Source organism: Microbacterium marinilacus, from assembly GCF_019753765.1.
Lineage (GTDB): Bacteria > Actinomycetota > Actinomycetes > Actinomycetales > Microbacteriaceae > Microbacterium > Microbacterium marinilacus.
In genome coordinates, this window is sequence record NZ_JAIJZW010000005.1 from 1 (window position 1) to 14,657 (window position 14,657).

The window sequence follows — 14,657 nt, forward strand, 5'->3', positions numbered from 1 at the left end:
AACCCGACCCGCCGGCACACCGCGCTCGGCAACCTCAGCCCCGTGGAGTTCGAACGACTTCACATCCCCGCCGCAACCGCGGCATGATCAACACAGAGAAACCGTCCGGGAAACCGGGTCACGCTCCCTCTGCCCATTGCTCCCAGGTGGAGATCCGGTCCGCGTAAACGCCCTTGAATCTGTCGAGAACCCAGTCGCCGAGGATGAGGCGCAGCGGCGGCGTCTGTGAGTCGACGACAGCCAGGATCGCCTGAGCGGTGGCGCCGGGGTCGCCGGTGGTGTCCGGACTGAACGACGCGTAGATCGCATCGCGGACGGCGTCGTACTCGGGGCTCTTCGGTGCGGACTTGACGTTCGAACTGAAGTTGGTGCTGTAGCTCCCGGGCTCGATGATCGTGACGTGGATGCCGTGACATGCGACTTCGCCGGCGAGGGATTCGCTGAGCGCTTCGACCGCGAACTTCGACGCGACATAGGCACCCCCGGTCGGGAAGCTCGCGATACCGCCGATGCTCGACACGGTGAGGATGTGCCCGCTCTGTTGGGCGCGGAGGTACGGAAGGGTGGCCTGGATGACCGAGAGGGTGCCGAACACGTTGGTGTCGAAGTTCGCCTTGGCGTCATCGAAGTCAAGCTCTTCGATCGCTCCGGTGTAGCTGTAGCCGGCGTTGCTCAGGATCACATCTAGCCGGCCGAAGCGCTCGTGAGCGGTCTTGACGGTGGCGAAGACGGCAGCACGATCGGTCACATCAAGGCTCGCTGTCGCTACCAGGTCGCCGAAGCGCTCGGTGAGGTCGTCGAGGGCAGAGGCGTTCCTGGCAGTAGCGAAGACCTTGTCGCCGCGGTTCAGGGCGGCCTCGGTCCAGATGCGTCCGAAGCCGCTGGATGCTCCTGTGACGAACCAGGTCTTGTTGTCAGCCATGACAGTCCTTTCAAGTATTTACACTCAGTGCAAGACGCCAATGTCGCACTGGGTGTAATCTTGTCAAGCGCGGGTCACCGGCCCTGCAGGGAAGGCGTCATGAAACAGCCAGAGAGCCGTCGTCAGGCGAAACGTCGTGAGACGCACGACCGCATTGCGGCCGCGGGCCTAAGGCTGTTTCTGGAGCACGGCTACGAGGCCACGACTCTCGATGCGATCGCCGAAGCGGCAGGCATTTCTCGCCGCACATTGTTCTACTACTTCGCGTCCAAGGACGACATCGTGCTGACCTGGAACGGCGCCGGGAAGGTGTCTAGCGCGATCGGTCCAGCCATCCTGAGCCAGTCTCCCGATTCGAACCCGCTCGATGCTGCCCGCACGTGCCTGGTCGACTTGGCCTCGCAGTTCGAAGCGCCGGAATCTCGGGCCGTCGACGCACTCATGCGCTCCAGTGAGGGCCTTCGTCTTCGCAAGGACGCGGTGTTCGTGGCACTGGAATCAACTCTCGTCGAGGCCTTCGCGACGCTGTGGTTAGACCCCGCTAGGCAGACAGAGCTGCGGACCACCGCCATGATCGCCGTCGGTGTCCTCCGGCTCGCCCTCGACGACTGGCGCGACAGTGCCGTCCCTCGGCCACTCGCCGACCACATCTCTGAAGGGTTCGCCGCTCTCGACCAGGTCGACTGGTCCACCACCGCTCGCCGAGCGTGAACATCCGCAGCACGCGATCCTCGCATGCCGACCCGAAGTGGCGGCCTCAGACCGAACTCCTACACCCTCGATTGGGATGAGCCCGTAAACCCCTAGCAATCCTCCCGGAACAACGACGAAGCCCAGGCAAGAAAAATGCTCTCACCTGGGCTTTTCTGTCGGGATGACAGGATTTGAACCTGCGACCCCCTGACCCCCAGGTAGACGGTTCCGGCGAATTCCTCGGTTTTCCGGGCCTCGATGCCCCTCAGATGAGGTCATTTCACGTCATGGATTGCATGGTTGGCATGCATCAGGTCCCGGCCAGGTCCCGGCTCGTGGTCCTATCGGCAGATGCGTGAGGGGTTTATGTGGAGTTTATGGAAGTGTTCCGAGGAGCACCGCACCGTAAAGGTTCGTCCCGCGATCGCGGATCATCATAGGAGTTCGCGGGCGTCGTGGATGCTCGCGACGGCCTCTTCCAAAGAGACCACGCCCCCTAAAGGAGTTGCTGCGCGGCTTTGTGGCTTTGTCACAGTTGACGGTGTAGGTCGGTCCGGATCTCGGCTTGCGCGCCTTTGACGTCGAGGGTTATGCGACTCCCGCGTGCGTGTGGTTGTCGACGACGATCCGCCCCGAAGGATCTTAGGACGCCTGGGCGCAACCGGGGTCCTCCTATGCGTCGGCGTGCTCGTCGCTGATCGCGATGATCTCATCGAGTCGACCAAGCGCGAGGCCGAGCTGATCGATCTTGTTCTGGATACGTTCACGCTCGGCGTGGAGCATCGCACGCTGCCCAGGATTGGTGCGGCCGACATCGATGCATGGCAGCAGCTCGGCGATACGCCGGCTCGGCAGTCCTGCGGCGAACAGGTCCTGGAAGAACGCCACCCGTTCAACGGCGTACTCGGTATAGGTGCGCTGGCCGCCGCTGTTCCGCTCCGGAGACAACAGACCCTGCTCTTCGTAGTACCGGAGCGACCTGACCGATACGCCGGTGCGGTCCGCGAGTTCCCCGATCCTCATTGCCCGCCCTCTCTGTACTCCTCATGATGTTCGGGGCGCGCGGACGCAACCCGGCTTGCACCTGACATTGATGTCAGGTTGCAGTCTAGATCCGTGAACATCAACGAATCCATTGCACTGGTGACCGGCGCGAACCGCGGCCTCGGCCGCGCCATCGCACAAGCGCTGCTCGAGCGCGGCGCGAGCAAGGTCTACGCCGCCGCCCGCAACCCGGAGACCATCGACCTCCCTGGCGTCGAGCCACTGCGACTCGACATCACCGATCCCGAACAGGTGAAGGCCGCAGCCCAGCGAGCCTCCGACACGACGCTCCTGGTCAACAACGCCGGAATCAACACAGTCGGCCCGATCATGTCCGGCCCACTGGACGGTCTTCACGCCGAGCTCGGCACGCAGCTGTTCGGCACGCTCGACATGATGCGTGCGTTCGCTCCCGTACTCGGTCGCAACGGTGGCGGTGCCATTCTCAACGTGCTCTCGGCCATGGCGTGGTTCCCCAACGTCGGCGGCAACGCCTACCACATCAGCAAAGCTGCAGCGTGGGCCGCGACCAACGGAGCGCGCGTGGAGCTCGCTGAGCAGAACACTCTCGTGACGGGTCTCTTCCTCGGTCTCGCGGACACCGACATGGCCGCGTGGTCAGACGCACCCAAGCTGAGCCCTGCACAGGTTGCGACCGCCGCACTCGATGGCATCGAGGCCGGTGCCGCCGAAGTGCTCGCTGATGAGTGGAGCCGCACCGTGAAGCACTATCTCGCCGAGCCGCCGGAGGCGTTCGCCTCGATCGCCATCCCCGATTGAGCGCCGACGTTTCGTACATCCGACTCAATGCGAAGGAAGACCGCTCATACTCTTGATCGCTGGACACGTCTACGTCCCGCCCGCCGACATCGACGAGTTCATCGCCGACGCACAGGCCACCTACCCGGTCGGTGCAGCCAACCCGGGCAACCGCCTGCTGTCGTTCGCCATTCACGACGCCGCGGCAGGTGCCGTGACAGTGCTTGAGAAGTAGGAGTCTCGCGAGGCGCTCGACTACTACCTTGCAACTCCCGAGGTCACCGGCACCTTCACGAAATGGGGTCCCCGCATGCGCAACGAAGTGCGTCTCTACGACGCCTTCAACGAACGCGACCCGAGGGCCTGATTCCGGACGCCGTGCGGTCGCGCCTTGGCGCAGGTGAACCTCACGGACGAGCGTGCGGAAGGGGGCTGAATCTCGGACACCTGCCGCTCTCGCAAATCACCGCCGGGATGATCGACCGCACCATCGACGACTGGGAAAAGGTGCACTCCCCCTCGACGATCAAGAACAGCATCGCACCGCTCGTGCGCGTGCTCGACGAGGCCGTCCGCGACGACGTGCTCGCCAGCAACCCCGCCCGCAACAGGTCCCGGCGCAGCCTCGGCAAATCCGCCCTCATCATCCCGGTCGAACAGACCTCGCCACGCGCGCACGCCCTACCGGATCTCGCGACGCTGAACCGGCTCGCCGAAGCATGCGGGCAGGTGCACCAGAGCTACTCGGACTTCGTCATGCTCAGCGCACTCCTGGCATCCCGGGGTTCCGAGGTCGCCGGGCTCCGTGTGGGCGACGTCGACGCGGAGACGAACATGGGAATGCTGAGCCTTTGGTTGACTCGTTTCCTTATGCCGCCAGGTCGACGGTGGTCTTCATGATTGCTTCGAACTCGATGGGGGTCAACTTCCCGAGTCGTCGTTGACGGCGGCCTCGGTGATACCGGGCTTCGATCCAGTGCACGACCGCGAGGCGCAGCTGCTCGCGGGTCTCCCAGGAGCGCTGGTCGAGGACGTTCTTCTGAAGCAGGCTGAACCAGTTCTCCATGGCCGCGTTGTCCGCGCACGCACCCACTCGGCCCATCGATCCGTGAAGCTTGTGGCGACGCAGAGCACGCCGGTAGCGACGGCTTCGGAACTGGCTGCCCCTATCCGAATGCACGATCACTCCGACCGGGTTATCACGGCGACCCACGGCGTCTTCAAGAGCGTCGACGGCCAGCCGGGCTTCATCCGCTCGCTGATCGAGTAACCCACGATCCGGTTGCTGAACACGTCCTTGACCGCGCACAGATACAGCTTTCCCTCGCCCGTGCGGTGCTCGGTGATGTCTGTCAGCCACAACCGGTTCGGAGCAGTCGCGGTGAAGTCGCGTCTGACGCGGTCGTCGTGGACGGCCGGACCCGGTCGACGATGCTTCCGCTTGCCCTTGCGGCGGTGCGCGGCGGAGAACATGCCCTCCTGCGAGCACACCCGCCACACCCGCCGCTCGGACAGGACCCACCCGTCGTCGATGAGCTCATCGGCGATGAGGCGATACCCCTGGCAGCGGTCCTCGTCCCACACGTCTCTGGCCGCGTTGATCAGATGCGCCTCGTCCCAGTCCCGGTCGCTGACGGGCTTGGCGAGCCATTGGAAGTACGCCTGCTTGGAGAAGCCGAGGACCCTGCACGCCACCGCGACCGACACCCGTGACGGGGTGCCGGCCGCGGCCATCTCACGGACGAGCGGGAACACTATTTTGGGCTGGCGGATCCGATCTTCAGGTTCGCTTGCGACAGATACGCCGCCGCACGCCGGAGCACCTCGTTCTCCATCTCCAACTCGCGGATCCGCTTAAGCATCTTCGCCTGCTCTCGTTGCGCGTCCACGTCTCCCGCGGGCGCGGGTTGGATCCCACGATCCTGCAGCTGACTGTCGCGCACCCACGCCTGGAGCGCGGACTTCGAGATCCCCAGATCCGCGCAGACCTGCTTCTGCGACATCCCTTGCGTGAGGACCAGAGCGACCGCGTCGCGCTTGAACTCACTCGAATACTTCACCGGCATGACTGCCATCCTTTCCCGCCCGATCGATCAGATCAAAGCGGTCTCGGAGTCAACCGAAGCCTCAGCATTCCCCATCCTCACCACCGTCGGCAGCTCTGCCCTGCAGAGCGACGACGAGCCGGCTACCAGAGGTCGCGAGCGTGCCCAGTGATGCAGCGACCGCCTGCAGGCCGGATAGAGTCCTCGACAGGCCGCGGGCGCAAGCGCGGAGTGCACTGTGGTCACGATTCGCGATGATGGACACCATCGAAGTGGCGGACCGCAGCCATGGCGATAGTCGCCTGGGGGCGGAATCTCAGGAATCGGCGGGTCGACTCTCCGCGGCGCGCAGCACCGCGCGCACGGGCAGCACACCGACCAGTCGCCTCATCCAACGGTTCCGCGTTCCGGAGATGACACTGACCGGCGGATTCCTGCGCTGGAGCGCATCCAGCGCGGTAGTGACGACCTGATCCGGCGTCTGGAACCGCACCCCGCTCTCCATGGTCCCTGATGTGCTGTAGAACTCTGTGGCCGTCGGGCCCGGAGAAACGGCCATGACGGTCACACCGGACGCACGAACCTCGTGTGCCAGCGCTTCGGTGAAGCGCACGACGAATGACTTCGCGGCCGCATAGACCGCCATGCCCGGCACCGGCATGTAGCCGGTCAGGCTCCCCACGTTGATCAACGCGCCCACGCCCGACCCGATGAGATGCGGAAGAAAGGCATGTGAGATCTCGACGGTCGCATCGATGTTGACCCGCAACTGCCGCCGCAGCTGATCCTCAGTGGAATCACCGAAAGCCCGCGTCACGCCGACGCCCGCACAGTTCACCACGGTGTCGACCCGCAGCCCCGCCTCAGCAAGCCGTTCGGCCAGCAGGTAGCCCGCGCGCTCCTGGGACAGATCGAAGGGAACGACGTGCACCCGCCGTCCGGTCTCGGCGCGGATGCTTTCCGCGAGCGCTTCGAGCTCCTCGGCCCGGCGGGCCACCACGACGATGTCCGCCCCGCGGCGCGCCAGACGCCGGGCGAACTCCGCACCGATACCCGAGCTCGCCCCCGTGACCAAAGCCGTCGCCGCCTCGTACCGCATCCCGTCTCCTCACCCGTCGAAGCCGCCATCGACAGGCGGCACAAGTCCCCTCATGTGAGAGGCTCACACATCAGAATAGACAGGCAATGTGAGAGACTGCAACATAGGATGCAGGAGGAGGCGCCCACCATGTCTGAACGCGGCTATCACCACGGCGATCTGCGCAATGCTCTGCTGGCGGCGACCACGGAGCTGGTACGCGAGCGCGGGGCCCGCGGGTTCAGCGTCTCGGAAGCCGCCCGACGCGTGGGGGTGTCATCCTCCGCCCCCTATCGGCACTTCGCCGACCGTGATGCCATGCTCGCCGCGGCAGCTCTGACCGGGTTCAGACAGCTGGAAGACCGATTCGCGAACCTTCCCATCCCTCCGACACTTGCCGACGCGGCCTCGCTGATCGCCACCGAGTACCTCCGCTTCGCCCGTGCGGATCCCGCACGGTTCGAGGTGATGTTCACCCACGGAATCGACAAGACCCAGCATCCGGATCTGCTTCAGCAGACCTTTCGAGTCCAGGAACGATTCGAGGCCGTCTTGAGCGCACACCTGCCACCGGCGGAGACGACCCGACGCGCCGCCGAGCTCTGGTCGCTCGCACACGGCACCGCCGCCCTCGCCACCGGCGGCAACATGCAACACATGCTCCCCGACACCCAGATCGCCAACCTCGCAGACTCCACGGCCAGAGCCTGGGCACGCGGCGCGGTCTGACCGACCTGCAGCGAGATCCATGGGCGAGAATCGTCACCCCTGAGGCCACCGAAGGTGGGTTACCACAGCAAGGCAGCTCGGTCATCCCGCCTCGCTCATGCGGCGCTCGAGCGCGAGGTCGTCACCCACCCTGCTTCGCGAGGTGGCCGACGACGCGCGACCGGACCGATCCGCGCCGCGGCACCGAGGAGCGCCACGGCGATCGCAGGAGAACTCCCCCGAGGGCATCGTCCGCTCGCCCGTCGCCCCGCACAAGCGCACGACACGCCACCGTTCCTGTCACACCAGTACTTGCCCCGCGAGTAGACGGTTCGGCTCAGATCCTTGATTTTCCGGGCCTCTCTGGCCTTCAAACGGCCTCATTTCACGTCATGGATTGCATGGCTTGCATGCATCAGGTCCCGGCCAGGTCCCGGCTCTTGGTAGTCGTCCACAATCTTGCCTCGGGTTTACGCGGGGTTTATGGAAGCGTCCTCTTCCTCCCAGTGATGTGCGTGGCGGCTTCCTCCCAGTGATGTGCGTGGCGGCGTAGGCCCCCAGGCAGGCCGAGCGGGGACCCGGGCGCCCGGACCGCGCAGCAGTCCCCGTGCTCGTTCGTTCAGTCCGGGACGATGACGAGCTTGCCGCGCTTGCCCTGCCTGCCCTGTTCGAGGTCGATCAGGGCGGGTATCGCCTGCGAGAGCGAAACGGTGCGGGCGACGGGGAGTCTGAGCTTCCCCGATCGTGCGTCCTGTGCGATCTGTTCGAGGTCTGCGGTGATGGGCTGAGCGATGACGGCGTGGTAGGGACCGGGCAGCAGGCTCTTGACGAGGTTCGCCGGAGAACTCGCGCTGTTCGCGGTGTGGTTCGCCCCTGCCGTGCTACGGCTGCTGGGCGTAGTCTGACTGGTCGCTGGCGTCGTAGAGCGTCTGCGCCAGTGACAGCACAGCCGTTTTGTAGAGCTCTGGCTTGACGTTTTCGGGGTCAAACAGTCCCAGCGCGGACAGCCCCAGGTCCAGGGCGGTCAGGATGCGGAACTGATCGCCAGGAGGGATGCGCGCGAATCTACTGTCGGTCGGGATCGGGGACTCGCCTGCCGAGATGTCACCGGCTGGGGAGATGAACTCGAGGAACCTGGCCGTGAGGTGCTCGTCGCGCAGCGCATAGGGGATGAAGTCGAACAGCAGCCGCGCGTAGCTGGAGCGTTCGCCGCTCTGAGCGGTGAGCACCCAGATGTCGCACCACGCTTCGAGCCGCTCATAGTCGTTGCTGGCACGGTCAAGGATCGCATGGAAGCCCTGCGCCTCCTGCGAGAGCGTCTGCCGGTACCGGATCACCTCCAAGATCAGCTCGCCCTTGCTGCGGAAGTTGGAGTAGACCGCACCCTTGGTCAGCCCGGCCTCCAGCGCCACATCATCGAGAGATGCGCCCGCGACGCCGCGAGCGGCGAAGACGCGCTCGCCCGCCTCAAGCAACAGCACCCTGTTGTGCTGCTGCCGCTGCTCGCGGGTCATCCGTGCCATGAGCCCCATGCTAACCACGGCGATCAGGCACCCCTCGCCCCCCGACCTGTTGATGCGTGTTCAAATACTATTAGTATCTGAGCATGACGAGTGCACCGCCACGTGCCGAGGCGCTCTCGCTGGATCAGGTCACCAAGACCTATGAGCGAGGGGGTGCTGCGGCGAACCGAGCCATCAGCCTGACCTTCCAGCCGGGTGAGCTGATCGCGCTCATCGGGCACAACGGGGCGGGCAAGACCACGCTCCTCAGCCAGATCATCGGGACAGTGAAACCCACCTCCGGGGACATCCGATACGGCCCATCCTCCCTGGTTGCCGCGCCGGACCTCGCTCGCCGGATCGCGTCGATGATGCCCCAGATGTACGCACCGCTGACGGGAGTGACACCACGGCAGGCGATCACATCGATCGCCCGACTGCGGGGCCTTTCCGTAGCGGATGCGAAGCGCGCTGCGCTCGACCTGATCGATGCGCTCGATATCGGCGAGTGGAAGGACACCGGCGGTGAAAAGCTCTCCGGGGGCCTGCGCCGGCTCACGTCCTACGCGATGGCCGTGGTCGCGCCCCCGCCCGTGCTCTTGGTCGACGAACCCACCAACGACGTCGACCCGGTCCGCCGTCCGCTTATCTGGCGGCATCTGCGCCGGCTCGCCGACGACGGCCACACAGTCGTGGTCGTCACTCACAACCTCCTCGAAGTCCAGCGCGCCGCCGACCGGTACGTGCTTCTGCAGAACGGCGCCGTTCTCGTCGACAACACACCGAGACAACTGGCCCAACAGGTACGCACCGCCGCCCTCACTGTGTCTGTACGTCCAGGCGCCGAGATCCCTTTGACACCGCCAGCCGCAGCGCATGCGGTCGAAGACGGACAGCTCACGCTCGACTTGGAACCCGCGCAGATCCCGGCCGCGATCGAGTGGGTCCTCCACCTGGTCGACACAGGTGCAGCGGACAGCTACTCGCTCGCCCCGGCATCGCTCGAAACCCTCTACGAAGGGATCACCAATGGCCGCTGACCTTCTCACCACACCTACACTGGCGGTGCCTCGCAGACGCGCCTGGCCGGTCAGCTGGTGGGGCCTTGTCCGGTGGAGCCTGACGCGGCACAAGTACCTGCTGCCGGCGTTCACCGCCGTACAGGCGCTGTTCGCTCTCGCGATCGTCTACGGCCTCGCGCTGATGATCCCGGACGTCGACCAGGAGGCAGCCCGCTACCTCTCCTCCGGCGCGTGGACGCTGGGGATCATCGCTGTCGGCTGCGTTCTCGCCCCGCAAGTCATGAGCACCTCGAAGCAGGAAGGACTGCTCGACTACCAGAAGACCCTCCCGGTGCCGCGCTCGGCGATCCTTCTTGCCGACGCCGTCGTATGGAGCCTTGCAGCGCTGCCCGGGATCGCGGTCGGAATGCTCGCCGCCTTCCTGCGCTTCGGCCTCGACATCCACACCGACCTCTTCACCGTCGCCGCGATCCTCGGCGCACAGTTCACCGCGGTCAGCATCGGATACGCCATCGCACTCTGGCTGCCCACCGGCGCAACCTCCCTCGCGACCCAAGTCATCATGATCGGCGGTCTACTGTTCTCACCCATCACGTTCCCCGCCGAACGCCTCCCCGAATGGGCCGTCACCCTCCACCAGTTCCTCCCGTTCACACCCCTGGGCGACATCATCCGCGAAGCAACCTTCCGCACCGGCGACAGCCAAGTCCTGAACATCATCGTCGCCGCCGCATGGGCAGGGACGGCATACCTGACCGCGTATCTCGCGCTGCGCAAGAGGAAGTAGCGATGGCGACAGCGCAACCGGCCCTCCACATCAGCCGACTCACCACGACCATCGCCGGTCGGGAGATCCTCACCTCCTGCGACCTCACGGTCGCGCCGGGTGAGATCTGCGCGATCATCGGACCCAACGGTGCCGGGAAGACAACCCTGTTCAAGACCATCGTCGGCTTGGCTTTCCCCACCTCGGGCACGATCACGATCCTCGGGCACACGCTCTCGGACGCCACTCGCGACGGATTGCTCTCACGGATCGGTGCGATCATCGAAGCGCCCGATTTCCACCCCGCGGCCACCGCGCGCACCGCCCTCGCGCTGCACTTCGACCTTGTTGGGATCACCTCTCCCGCTCCTGTGGACGAGCTTCTCGACCGGGTCGGCCTCACCGGTGCCGCCGATACGCCCCTCACCTCGTTCTCCCTGGGCATGAAGCAACGCCTCGCCCTGGCGCGCGCCATCGGGCACCGCCCCGAGCTTGTCGTGCTCGACGAACCTGCCAATGGCCTGGACCCGACCGGCATCGTCGACCTTCGCGAACTGCTCGCGTCCCTCGCGCAGCAGGGCACCACCATCGTGATGGCCAGCCACATCCTCACCGACCTCGAACGCACCGCCCACACCGTCGCCGTGCTCACCGACGGCCGACTCGGCCGGAAGCAGGACATCCGAACCGTCCTGGACGGCATCGACGGCGGGCTCGAAGCCTTCTACCGCGACAGCGTCACAGGAGAGTCCCGATGACAGGATTCCTGCGACTCGAACTCAACCGATACCGCCACACCGCGCTGTACGTCGCCCTGACGGCCGCGGGAACGCTCCTGGCTGCACTCTACTTCTTCGCCGTGGTCGGACGATTCGACGACAGCCCCGACAGCGCCATGCTCCGCAGCTACGATGCCGTCGTCCCACTCGCGCTGACCGTCGCGCTGTGTGTGCTCGTCGTCTACGGAGCCGTCATCTACGCCAGCCGCATCGTCGCCAACTACATCGGGAACCGCCGGATCGCCCTCTACATCTACCCAGGCGGACGCGGCCCCCTCTTCCAAGCCAAGAACACCGCCTACGCCCTCGTCATCGGCACGGCGAGTCTCATCGGATACGGCGCCGCCGTCAGCGTGTTCCTCCTCACCGAGTCCTTCACACCCATCGTCGACGGCGTCCACGACGGCGCGCTTTGGCTGACCGCCCTGCTCTCGACGAGCTGCGTCGTACTCCTCACCGTCAGCATCACCGCCATCGCCGGCACGATCGGAATCTGGCGGCGCTCCACGATCGCCACCATCGTCGCCGCGATCATCCTCATCGCACTCCTCGGCAACGTCCTTGCCGTCTCCCTCAACGGCACCCCCTGGCTCACCTGGCTCGTCACCGGCGCAAGCCTCGCGATCGCCGTCCTCATGCTCGGCATCCAGACACGCAGCATCCGCGTCGACGAAGTCCTCTGAGCCTCTGGAGTCATTCGATGGCTTCGGTCAACAGCAACATTGATCACCCCGGTACCAAGATCGGCGATGCTGCTCCGGGCCCGTCGGGCGCCGGGGCCGACGAAGCAAAGCGAATCGCCCCGGTACGTCCGGAGACGTGATTCCTTGGAAGAAGCCGTCATGTGGGACGTCCCAGTAGGTTCCCGGTCGAGTTGCAGGAGCGCGTGGCCCAGATGGTCGCGGCATAGTCGTGCGCGGATTCTGGTCCACTCCACAGGCACCTTCTGGTGCACTTCACCGGCGACGCGGCCGAACAAGCGTGGTGCACTTCAACGACGGTCGGATCGACCAGATCGAGCGAATGGACCGGCCAGTGACCTACCTTAGGAACGACGAAGCCCAGGTGAGAAATGAACTCTCACCTGGGCTTTTCTGTCGGGATGACAGGATTTGAACCTGCGACCCCTTGACCCCCAGGTACCCGGATCGGGCGTCTCCCTTGATTTTCCGGGCCTCTCTGCTCCGCAGGAGGCCCGTTTTCACGTCACACATTGCATGGTTTGCATGCATCAGGTCCCGGCCAGGTCCCGGCGCTCGGTAGCCGCATTTAGACCCTCGGCGAGAGTTTGTGCGAGGTTAACGACATGCTCGCGAACGTCTTCTTGAGTTGGCGGACGCGGTGGATTCTCCAGACCCAAGCTCTTTGAGCGTCTCCTAGTCATGGCGTCTGTCGACGTGGTCGATATCCTTCGATCATGAGCGAAGAGCCCGACGAACCAGAGGATCGGCGTGCTCCGGCCGACGAGGTCGAGCTGATCAGAGACGGGCAGAACCTTCTAGTCGTCGGGAGCAATAGAGGGGCCGTCGAGCGCTTCATGGGCTCGGCAGGCTTGCTGGAGCGCGCGAAGGAAATCACCTCGCGGCAGTTCGTGCCGATGCTGCGCTCAGCCGCCGAAATCACCCACACGCTCGCAGATACCGTCGCGGAGTCGGCGTTATGGGTCAAGCTCACCGAGGAGTCAGCAGAGGCCATCAAGGAGTTCGGCCTCACCGAAACCGAGGTCCCAGGCGTTGCCTATGCGATGGCAGGTCGCCCCGGCGACATCAAGCAGTGGCTGAAGATCAACACGTCGGCCGGCGCGAAGCTCGCGAGCCCCGGGCTGCTCTCCGGCGTCGCCGGCGGGCTCGCCCAGGCAGCGAGCCAGGCGGAGGCCGAGCAACTGCGCGGGCTCCTCGTGTCGCTCGACGCGAAGATCGACAAGGTGCTCCGCGGCCAGCGGGACGCCATAATCGGCCCGTTGAACGGCGTCGAGCGACACCTCCGCTCCGCCCAGACGTTCCTGCGGGTCCAAGGCGAGGTCGACGCCCAGGAGTGGGACAAGATCACTGGAGCTCCGCAGAGGATCCGTGAAATACAGTCCACGTCCGTGGAAAAGCTCCGCGGGATTGCTGCCGATATGGAGCAACACAAGCGCGTCGGCCAGCTCAGCTCACACCTACCGGAACTCAGAAACCAGGTCGAGCTGTGGGTAGGAGCGATCACCCGGTGCTTCGCCGCTCTGGACGACTTTGCCGCTCTCGAGCTGGAGCACACGGCCGTGATCGCCCCGGACCGGCTCGACGCGAAGCGACAAGCGATCCAGGAGGACCGACTGGAGGCGATCACGGAGCTCTCCGCCGGTGTCGCGGAGCTGATGAGTCAGATGACGGCGAGCGCCGACCGCGCGCAGGCGAACGTACTGCTGCACCGGACGAAGTCGCCCCGGGTGCTCGACATGATCGACAGCTCCCGAGGGGCGATTAAGAAGCTCTACAACGCTCTCGGGCTCGAGATCGACTGGGACTCGGTCACCGCACCGCAGTGGCGCGACGCGCTCCTGGAACTCGAGCAGTGGAAGAACGCACTCGCCGAGGGAGGCGCAATCACCTGGGAGAAAGGGAAGCCGGCACTCAAAGGGCTAGCCATGGCGGGGGCATTGGCGGTCGTCACTGCGCTGGTCAACGGCAAAGGCTCGGGCTCGAGCAGGGGCAGTTCCGAGGCCTGATTCAGCGCCGGGTCGCCGAACACACATCTTGCCGAGCTGCGGTCGAACCGAGGTACTCGACTCATGGGACAACATGCTCATTAGACGCTGAAGCTGGAGAGGCTCGATGTCCAGAAGATGCTCGACCGGATCGGCATCCACACGTTCGCCGGGGGTTGCTGAGGAAAGGTGTATCTAAGCTGATGCGGAGCAACACTTGTCTGCTCCTGCCCCGCAAATCGAAGCACGTCATGGAGGTAGAACACGTGGCGGTGGACAGTGGCGCACGATCTCGAGGGACCGCAGCTCTGGCCTGCCCCCTCGAGCCTGAGCAGACCGGGCAGGCCTTCATCGGCATGTACTCATGCACCGGTTGGGAAGCCGTCTCTGAGCAGTTCGCGAACCCGAGCCCTCGCTGCACCCGAGCGAGGGGTCGGGTTCGCCGACCAGTCAAACCGACTGCGTGTCATCGCTGTTCTCCTCTGCTCGTACACGCGCTCCCCTGAGCGGATCTGGTGGCCTCTATCCAGTCACTAGCGATCATCAGGGGGGCACGCCATCGGACGGGCAAGCGCTGCGGCGCGTGATGATGCGCGAAACGACGAGAGGACCAACGCGAGACGACAAGGAACACACGCACCGGTCGGCCGAAC

General features: G+C 65.1%; 15 protein-coding genes and 1 pseudogene. 10 read left to right on the top strand and 6 right to left on the bottom strand.

The genetic code is table 11. The features are described from left to right. Positions 1 to 118: 118 nt before the first annotated feature. Positions 119 to 922 carry an SDR family NAD(P)-dependent oxidoreductase gene (locus tag K5S26_RS09595; protein WP_221857770.1) on the bottom strand — a complete coding sequence of 268 codons (804 nt, stop codon included), beginning with the start codon at positions 920 to 922 and terminating at the stop codon, positions 119 to 121. Positions 923 to 1,021: 99 nt separating this feature from the next. On the opposite strand from K5S26_RS09595, the gene K5S26_RS09600 reads away from it, so the two are divergent. Then, positions 1,022 to 1,633 carry a TetR/AcrR family transcriptional regulator gene (locus K5S26_RS09600; RefSeq protein WP_221857771.1) on the top strand — a complete coding sequence of 204 codons (612 nt, stop codon included), beginning with the start codon at positions 1,022 to 1,024 and terminating at the stop codon, positions 1,631 to 1,633. Between the two features lie 654 nt (positions 1,634 to 2,287). Here the strand turns inward: K5S26_RS09600 and K5S26_RS09605 are convergent. Beyond that, on the bottom strand, positions 2,288 to 2,638 hold the full coding sequence (locus K5S26_RS09605; RefSeq protein WP_221857772.1) for a MerR family transcriptional regulator: 351 nt from the start codon (positions 2,636 to 2,638) through the stop codon (positions 2,288 to 2,290). A gap of 93 nt (positions 2,639 to 2,731) precedes the next feature. Here K5S26_RS09605 and K5S26_RS09610 point away from each other — a divergent pair, with 93 nt between their 5' ends. The 3 genes from K5S26_RS09610 to K5S26_RS09620 all read left to right on the top strand — a co-directional run bounded on the left by K5S26_RS09610 (position 2,732) and on the right by K5S26_RS09620 (position 4,318). After that, positions 2,732 to 3,439, top strand: a complete 708-nt coding sequence (locus K5S26_RS09610) for an SDR family oxidoreductase (RefSeq protein WP_221857773.1) — start codon at positions 2,732 to 2,734, stop codon at positions 3,437 to 3,439. Between the two features lie 52 nt (positions 3,440 to 3,491). Then, a complete protein-coding gene (locus K5S26_RS09615; RefSeq protein ID WP_221857774.1) occupies positions 3,492 to 3,653 on the top strand; it encodes a hypothetical protein in 162 nt (53 codons plus the stop codon). Between the two features lie 239 nt (positions 3,654 to 3,892). After that, positions 3,893 to 4,318 carry a site-specific integrase gene (locus tag K5S26_RS09620; protein WP_246603863.1) on the top strand — a complete coding sequence of 142 codons (426 nt, stop codon included), beginning with the start codon at positions 3,893 to 3,895 and terminating at the stop codon, positions 4,316 to 4,318. Here the strand turns inward: K5S26_RS09620 and K5S26_RS09625 are convergent. Both K5S26_RS09625 and K5S26_RS09630 read right to left on the bottom strand, forming a co-directional pair. Beyond that, positions 4,287 to 5,484: pseudogene (locus K5S26_RS09625) on the bottom strand (IS3 family transposase). The gene K5S26_RS09620 and the pseudogene K5S26_RS09625 sit on opposite strands and share 32 nt — an antisense overlap. Before the next feature lie 295 nt (positions 5,485 to 5,779). Beyond that, positions 5,780 to 6,562: an SDR family NAD(P)-dependent oxidoreductase gene (locus K5S26_RS09630; protein WP_221857775.1), complete on the bottom strand. Its 783-nt coding sequence runs from the start codon at positions 6,560 to 6,562 to the stop codon at positions 5,780 to 5,782. A gap of 129 nt (positions 6,563 to 6,691) precedes the next feature. Between K5S26_RS09630 and K5S26_RS09635 the strand changes: the two genes are divergently transcribed. Continuing rightward, positions 6,692 to 7,270 carry a TetR/AcrR family transcriptional regulator gene (locus tag K5S26_RS09635; RefSeq protein WP_221857776.1) on the top strand — a complete coding sequence of 193 codons (579 nt, stop codon included), beginning with the start codon at positions 6,692 to 6,694 and terminating at the stop codon, positions 7,268 to 7,270. A 598-nt stretch (positions 7,271 to 7,868) separates the two neighbouring features. On the opposite strand, the gene K5S26_RS19300 is transcribed toward K5S26_RS09635, so the two are convergent. Both K5S26_RS19300 and K5S26_RS09645 read right to left on the bottom strand, forming a co-directional pair. After that, positions 7,869 to 8,237 (bottom strand): zinc-binding dehydrogenase, encoded by a 369-nt coding sequence (locus tag K5S26_RS19300; RefSeq protein ID WP_221857777.1) that lies wholly within the window; start codon positions 8,235 to 8,237, stop codon positions 7,869 to 7,871. Continuing rightward, entirely contained in the window at positions 8,131 to 8,772 is a 642-nt protein-coding gene (locus tag K5S26_RS09645) for a TetR/AcrR family transcriptional regulator (protein ID WP_221857778.1), read from the bottom strand. The genes K5S26_RS19300 and K5S26_RS09645 overlap by 107 nt, the downstream gene beginning before the upstream one ends. A gap of 83 nt (positions 8,773 to 8,855) precedes the next feature. Between K5S26_RS09645 and K5S26_RS09650 the strand changes: the two genes are divergently transcribed. The 5 genes from K5S26_RS09650 to K5S26_RS09670 all read left to right on the top strand — a co-directional run bounded on the left by K5S26_RS09650 (position 8,856) and on the right by K5S26_RS09670 (position 14,025). Beyond that, positions 8,856 to 9,791 carry an ABC transporter ATP-binding protein gene (locus K5S26_RS09650; protein WP_221857779.1) on the top strand — a complete coding sequence of 312 codons (936 nt, stop codon included), beginning with the start codon at positions 8,856 to 8,858 and terminating at the stop codon, positions 9,789 to 9,791. After that, positions 9,781 to 10,560 carry an ABC transporter permease gene (locus K5S26_RS09655; protein ID WP_221857780.1) on the top strand — a complete coding sequence of 260 codons (780 nt, stop codon included), beginning with the start codon at positions 9,781 to 9,783 and terminating at the stop codon, positions 10,558 to 10,560. Before K5S26_RS09650 ends, K5S26_RS09655 begins: the two co-directional genes overlap by 11 nt. 2 nt (positions 10,561 to 10,562) lie before the next feature. Beyond that, positions 10,563 to 11,297: an ABC transporter ATP-binding protein gene (locus K5S26_RS09660; RefSeq protein ID WP_221857781.1), complete on the top strand. Its 735-nt coding sequence runs from the start codon at positions 10,563 to 10,565 to the stop codon at positions 11,295 to 11,297. After that, positions 11,294 to 12,001 carry a hypothetical protein gene (locus K5S26_RS09665; protein WP_221857782.1) on the top strand — a complete coding sequence of 236 codons (708 nt, stop codon included), beginning with the start codon at positions 11,294 to 11,296 and terminating at the stop codon, positions 11,999 to 12,001. Before K5S26_RS09660 ends, K5S26_RS09665 begins: the two co-directional genes overlap by 4 nt. 734 nt (positions 12,002 to 12,735) lie before the next feature. Further along, a complete protein-coding gene (locus K5S26_RS09670) occupies positions 12,736 to 14,025 on the top strand; it encodes a hypothetical protein (protein WP_221857783.1) in 1,290 nt (429 codons plus the stop codon). Positions 14,026 to 14,657 lie beyond the last annotated feature (632 nt).

Excerpts from the sequence above, each read along its gene's own strand:
- K5S26_RS09595 (WP_221857770.1), bottom strand. The coding sequence starts at position 922 with ATGGCTGACAACAAGACCTGGTTCGTCACAGGAGCATCCAGCGGCTTC.
- K5S26_RS09600 (WP_221857771.1), top strand. The coding sequence starts at position 1,022 with ATGAAACAGCCAGAGAGCCGTCGTCAGGCGAAACGTCGTGAGACGCAC.
- K5S26_RS09605 (WP_221857772.1), bottom strand. The coding sequence starts at position 2,638 with ATGAGGATCGGGGAACTCGCGGACCGCACCGGCGTATCGGTCAGGTCG.
- K5S26_RS09620 (WP_246603863.1), top strand. The coding sequence starts at position 3,893 with ATGATCGACCGCACCATCGACGACTGGGAAAAGGTGCACTCCCCCTCG.
- K5S26_RS09630 (WP_221857775.1), bottom strand. The coding sequence starts at position 6,562 with ATGCGGTACGAGGCGGCGACGGCTTTGGTCACGGGGGCGAGCTCGGGT.
- K5S26_RS09635 (WP_221857776.1), top strand. The coding sequence starts at position 6,692 with ATGTCTGAACGCGGCTATCACCACGGCGATCTGCGCAATGCTCTGCTG.
- K5S26_RS09645 (WP_221857778.1), bottom strand. The coding sequence starts at position 8,772 with ATGGCACGGATGACCCGCGAGCAGCGGCAGCAGCACAACAGGGTGCTG.
- K5S26_RS09650 (WP_221857779.1), top strand. The coding sequence starts at position 8,856 with ATGACGAGTGCACCGCCACGTGCCGAGGCGCTCTCGCTGGATCAGGTC.
- K5S26_RS09655 (WP_221857780.1), top strand. The coding sequence starts at position 9,781 with ATGGCCGCTGACCTTCTCACCACACCTACACTGGCGGTGCCTCGCAGA.
- K5S26_RS09660 (WP_221857781.1), top strand. The coding sequence starts at position 10,563 with ATGGCGACAGCGCAACCGGCCCTCCACATCAGCCGACTCACCACGACC.
- K5S26_RS09665 (WP_221857782.1), top strand. The coding sequence starts at position 11,294 with ATGACAGGATTCCTGCGACTCGAACTCAACCGATACCGCCACACCGCG.
- K5S26_RS09670 (WP_221857783.1), top strand. The coding sequence starts at position 12,736 with ATGAGCGAAGAGCCCGACGAACCAGAGGATCGGCGTGCTCCGGCCGAC.